At 67.1% G+C, this 3,924-nt stretch carries 6 protein-coding genes; all 6 read right to left on the bottom strand.

From position 1 onward, the window contains the following. A partial coding sequence (locus tag Q1V87_RS13880; protein WP_300594076.1) for a hypothetical protein occupies positions 1 to 276 on the bottom strand: 276 nt, incomplete at its 3' end. A gap of 13 nt (positions 277 to 289) precedes the next feature. Continuing rightward, positions 290 to 475, bottom strand: coding sequence for a hypothetical protein (locus Q1V87_RS13875; RefSeq protein WP_300594073.1), 186 nt, complete (start codon positions 473 to 475; stop codon positions 290 to 292). Next, the gene (locus tag Q1V87_RS13870; protein WP_300594070.1) at positions 472 to 705 is read right to left on the bottom strand and encodes a hypothetical protein; all 234 of its coding nucleotides are present in this window, start codon (positions 703 to 705) and stop codon (positions 472 to 474) included. Before Q1V87_RS13870 ends, Q1V87_RS13875 begins: the two co-directional genes overlap by 4 nt. Beyond that, on the bottom strand, positions 702 to 944 hold the full coding sequence (locus tag Q1V87_RS13865) for a helix-turn-helix domain-containing protein (protein WP_300594067.1): 243 nt from the start codon (positions 942 to 944) through the stop codon (positions 702 to 704). The genes Q1V87_RS13870 and Q1V87_RS13865 overlap by 4 nt, the downstream gene beginning before the upstream one ends. Before the next feature lie 369 nt (positions 945 to 1,313). Next, entirely contained in the window at positions 1,314 to 2,060 is a 747-nt protein-coding gene (locus Q1V87_RS13860; protein WP_183498614.1) for an ATP-binding protein, read from the bottom strand. Beyond that, the gene (gene istA / locus Q1V87_RS13855; protein ID WP_300594061.1) at positions 2,060 to 3,619 is read right to left on the bottom strand and encodes an IS21 family transposase; all 1,560 of its coding nucleotides are present in this window, start codon (positions 3,617 to 3,619) and stop codon (positions 2,060 to 2,062) included. Before istA ends, Q1V87_RS13860 begins: the two co-directional genes overlap by 1 nt. Between the last annotated feature and the right edge of the window lie 305 nt (positions 3,620 to 3,924).

Below are 3,924 nucleotides of genomic sequence, written 5' to 3'. Positions count from 1 at the left end.
CGTCGGCTCGACGGGCGGCGCGGTGGGCGCGGTCGGCAGGGCGATGAGGTCGCCAACCGATCGTCGAGCCGACGGCTCGGGCAGGCGCGACGGAGTTCCGCTGCCGCCGCGAGCCGCGGCGAGCGCGTCGAAATCGGCAGCGAGACTGTTGATCTGCGACGCGAGTGTCACCGCAAGAGCGCGGAATGTCGCGGACAGTCCTGCGAGGGTATCGGCGTCAGCGGTGGCGAAGGGCTCGCTAGCGGTGGGCGGCGTAGTGGCTTCGGTGGTCGTCATGTCAGAGGGCTCCTTATCTCGGCAGGGGGTCGTGGATCGTGAAATTGCTCGCCGCGGCTTCGTCTTCGATGGCCGCAGTTCCGGCGTCGACGAGTCGCCCGAGCCACGGATCTGGCGTAGCAGCGGCGGGCGGCGTGTTCGCGGCAAGTGCGCGACGCAGCGAGGCAGCGAGGACGTGCGGGTCGATCCGCGGAGTCATGCAGCCACCGCCTCATCGGAAAGCTCGCCGTGTTGATGGAGCCAGCGGGCAGCGGCGGCGGCCTCGGAGCGCGTCAGGACAACTCCCAGCGGCACTGTCGCCGCAACCTCAGCCAACGCCGCCCGTACGCGGCGGGAACCCACAGACCCACCGACCACGGCGTCGTTGGCTGAGGTGTCAATGTGCCGTAATGACGCCGCGAGCACGCGAGCCGCAAGCGGCGCGTTCACGCGGCTACCGCCGCATCCTCGCGCGCCGTCGAGATCTCGGCAGCGGCTCGCGCGACCTCTGCGGCGGGCAACCCCAGGACTTCGGCAAGATCTCGCACACGGATTCGGATGGTCCGACCGAGGCGAACTGTCGGCAGGATGTTGTTCGCGACAAGACGACGGGCAGCGCGCTCGTCGACGCCGATCGCGCGCGCGGCTTGCGCGACAGTCAAAGTTAGCGGCGGCGTGGGGTCAGGCATGAGGGGTTCCTCTCGTTCGGGCACAGCAAAATAGGGAACTGCGTTCTACCGATCGGGAGGGAATCTCGGCGAGCCGATGACCTCTGTTATCAAGTGTGAACCGCCTACGCCCGCAAAAGTCCTTCCTCGCCCCCTGAGTTCTAATTCCGCCAGAGAATTCACCTCGCGTTCACTGGCTACCGCGGGGCCCATCGCGCAAGGAATGGCGCTTGATCTGCGGAATTTCGAAACCCGCCATGTATGGGTGAGTATTTGAAGGGTTGAGGGCCAGTCGATATTGGGGTTCAGTGCCACTCGATATTGCGATTCAGGGCCGCCCGGTATTGCCGGTGAGCGCCACCCGGTGATGGCAACGCTCACCGGCGCCGGTCAGGCCGTCCTGGCGGTGTGTTCGCGCATGTTGGTGCTGCCGGTCTCGATCCAGATGGTGTTGTGGACGATGCGGTCCATGATCGCGTCGGCGTGGACTCCGCCGCCGAGGCGTTGGTGCCAGTCCTTCTTCGCGTACTGGGTGCAGAACACCGTCGAGGTGGCGTCGTAGCGGCGCTCGAGCAGCTCGAGCAGCATGCCGCGAACGCTGTCATCGGGGTTGTCGAGGAGCCATTCGTCGATCACGAGGAGCGTGAACGCCGCGTATTTGCGGAGCCACTTCTCCTTCCCCGCGGGCCGGTCGCGGGCGGTGGCCCAGGATTCTTCGAGGTCGGGCATGCGGATGTAGTGCGCCCGGTAGCGGTGCTGACAGGCCTGCTTCGCCAACGCCGATCCGAGGTAGCTCTTCCCGGACCCGGTGAAGCCTTGGAATACGACGTTCTGCTGCCGGGTGATGAACTGGCAGGTGCCGAGTTGCGCGATCACCCCGCGGTCAAGACCCCGCTGCTCGAGCAGGTCGACTCGCCGCAGGTCCGCGTTCGGGTAGCGGAGACCCGCCCGCCGGATGAGGCCTTCGACCTTGGCGTGGGTGAAGGTGGCGTGGGCGTCGTCGACGGCGAGCTTGACGCGTTCTTCGAACGCCATTCCCAACGTGAGGCTGTCGTCCTGGACCTCGAACGCGTCGACCAGCGACGTCACCCCCATCTCACGCAGCTTCCGCTTCGTCTCCGAGTCGAGCCGGCTCATCAGATGTCACCGGCGTAGTAGTCCGCGCCGCGGACGTATCCGGTCGGCCCCGTAGTCGCGGGTTCAGCCCATGGGCTCCTCCCGTCGGGTTGGTCCTGGTTCGTCTCGAGGATGGGCCGCAGATGCGCGTAGCGCGGAGATCTCACCCGGGACGCGAGGGCGATCCCGGCGGCGGCTTCGACCCGAGCGGCGGAGTAGCGGCGGGTGAGCCGCAACACCGCCAAAGCCGCGTCCAGGCCCTGCTCGTCGACGGGCACGGACTCGAAGATCCGATTCACCACGATCGTGGTGTCCTCCCCGATCCGGCCCGCCCACTCGCGAACACGTTCGGCGTCCCATTGCCGGTAGCGGGGACCGTCGGGCAGATCGCTGTCGTGGGTGCGATACTCGTTCACCATCCCGACCGGAGCGAGCAGGTGGCTCGTCAGCCGCTCCTGCCCGGCGAAGATCTCGACCGTGGTGTCGGTGACCCGCAGATCAACACTCCGACCGATGTTCGGGTAGGGCACGGAGTAGAAGTTGCGCTCGAACACGACGTGCCCGTTCTTCTGAACCCGGCGCCGGTAGAACCACCTCGAGATCTCAAACGGGACCACCGGAAGCGGCCGCAGCAGCGGCTTCTCCTCCGAGTCGAACACGCTCAGCCTTGACCCGGCGCGCTTTTGGAACGGCTCCGCGTTGTAAGCGGCCACGCGTTCGTAGACGACCGCCCGCAACTCCGCCAAGCTCGCGAAGCTTCGGTCGCGGAGGGATGCGATCACCCAGGTCGCGACGTTCCCGACCGTGTTCTCGACACTGGCCTTGTCTTTCGGCTTCTTCACCCGCCCCGGCAGCACCGCCGCGGAGTAGTGCGCCGCGAGTTCCCGATACGCATCGTTGAGCACCACCTCACCTTCCGCCGGGTGCTTCAGCACCCCGGTCTTGAGGTTGTCCGGGACGACACGCGGGACACTCCCGCCGAACCAGTCGAACATCGACACGTGCGCGCGCAACCAGGCGTCCTGCTGCATGTCCAGCGTCGGCTCCACGAACGAGTAGCGGGAGAACGGCAGCGTCGCAACGAACAAGTAGACCCGCGTCTGCTGCCCGGTGACCGGGTCGGTCAGCTGCATCGTCTTGCCCGACCAGTCGACCTCGACCGTCTGCCCCGCCTTGTGCCCCACCCGCGACGCCGCCCCGGAGATGAGGACGTGCTGCTGGTAGGCCTTGCAGAACCTGTCGTATCCCATCGCCGTCGATCCCGCCGCCCGGCAGGCGTCGACATACTCGCCATGCAGCAGCTTCAGCGTCACCCCGACCCGCGCGAGCTCCCGGTGCACCCTGTCCCAGTCCGGCTGCGCGTGAACGCTGTCATGTTCACCACGACCAGGAAACAGCCGCGCATACACGTCCGCTTCCTCGAGCTTGGCGACGTCGTCCCAACCGATCCCTTCCCGGTCGGCGGCGTCGATGACCGCCGCCACACTCGTCCGGGACATGCCCTGCGCGGCGATCTGCCTCCCCGTGAACCCCTCCGCGCGAAGCCGAAGCACCAGCTTCGCCTTGATCTTGCGTACCATCCGAATCACTCCTTCTGCCGTGTGATTGGCCACGCGGCAGAAGGAGCCTAGGAACGGTGGCCCTCAACCCCAATATTCGGTGGCCCTCACCGACACGATCGCGTCGATGAGCGAGTGGCCCTGAACCGCAATACCAGTGGCCCTCAGAGGAGCGAATACTCAGCTGGCCGCGCGGCGCGCCGATGGGGCGGCGGTGATCGCCGCGGCGGTCGAAGCGAACACCACCCCCCGGTGGGGGCACCGCCTGATCGCGGCGTGGCTGGGCCGGCCGGCGTCCACGGTCCGCGGCTGGCTGCGCGCGTTCG

Source organism: Microbacterium sp., assembly GCF_030149085.1.
Taxonomy (GTDB): domain Bacteria; phylum Actinomycetota; class Actinomycetes; order Actinomycetales; family Microbacteriaceae; genus Microbacterium.
The sequence above is the reverse complement of the archived record's forward strand: the minus strand, read 5'-3'. Positions and strand labels throughout refer to the sequence as shown.

Coding starts and splice junctions, on each gene's coding strand:
- Q1V87_RS13875 (WP_300594073.1), bottom strand. CDS start 475: ATGACTCCGCGGATCGACCCGCACGTCCTCGCTGCCTCGCTGCGTCGC.
- Q1V87_RS13865 (WP_300594067.1), bottom strand. CDS start 944: ATGCCTGACCCCACGCCGCCGCTAACTTTGACTGTCGCGCAAGCCGCG.
- Q1V87_RS13860 (WP_183498614.1), bottom strand. CDS start 2,060: ATGAGCCGGCTCGACTCGGAGACGAAGCGGAAGCTGCGTGAGATGGGG.
- istA (WP_300594061.1), bottom strand. CDS start 3,619: ATGGTACGCAAGATCAAGGCGAAGCTGGTGCTTCGGCTTCGCGCGGAG.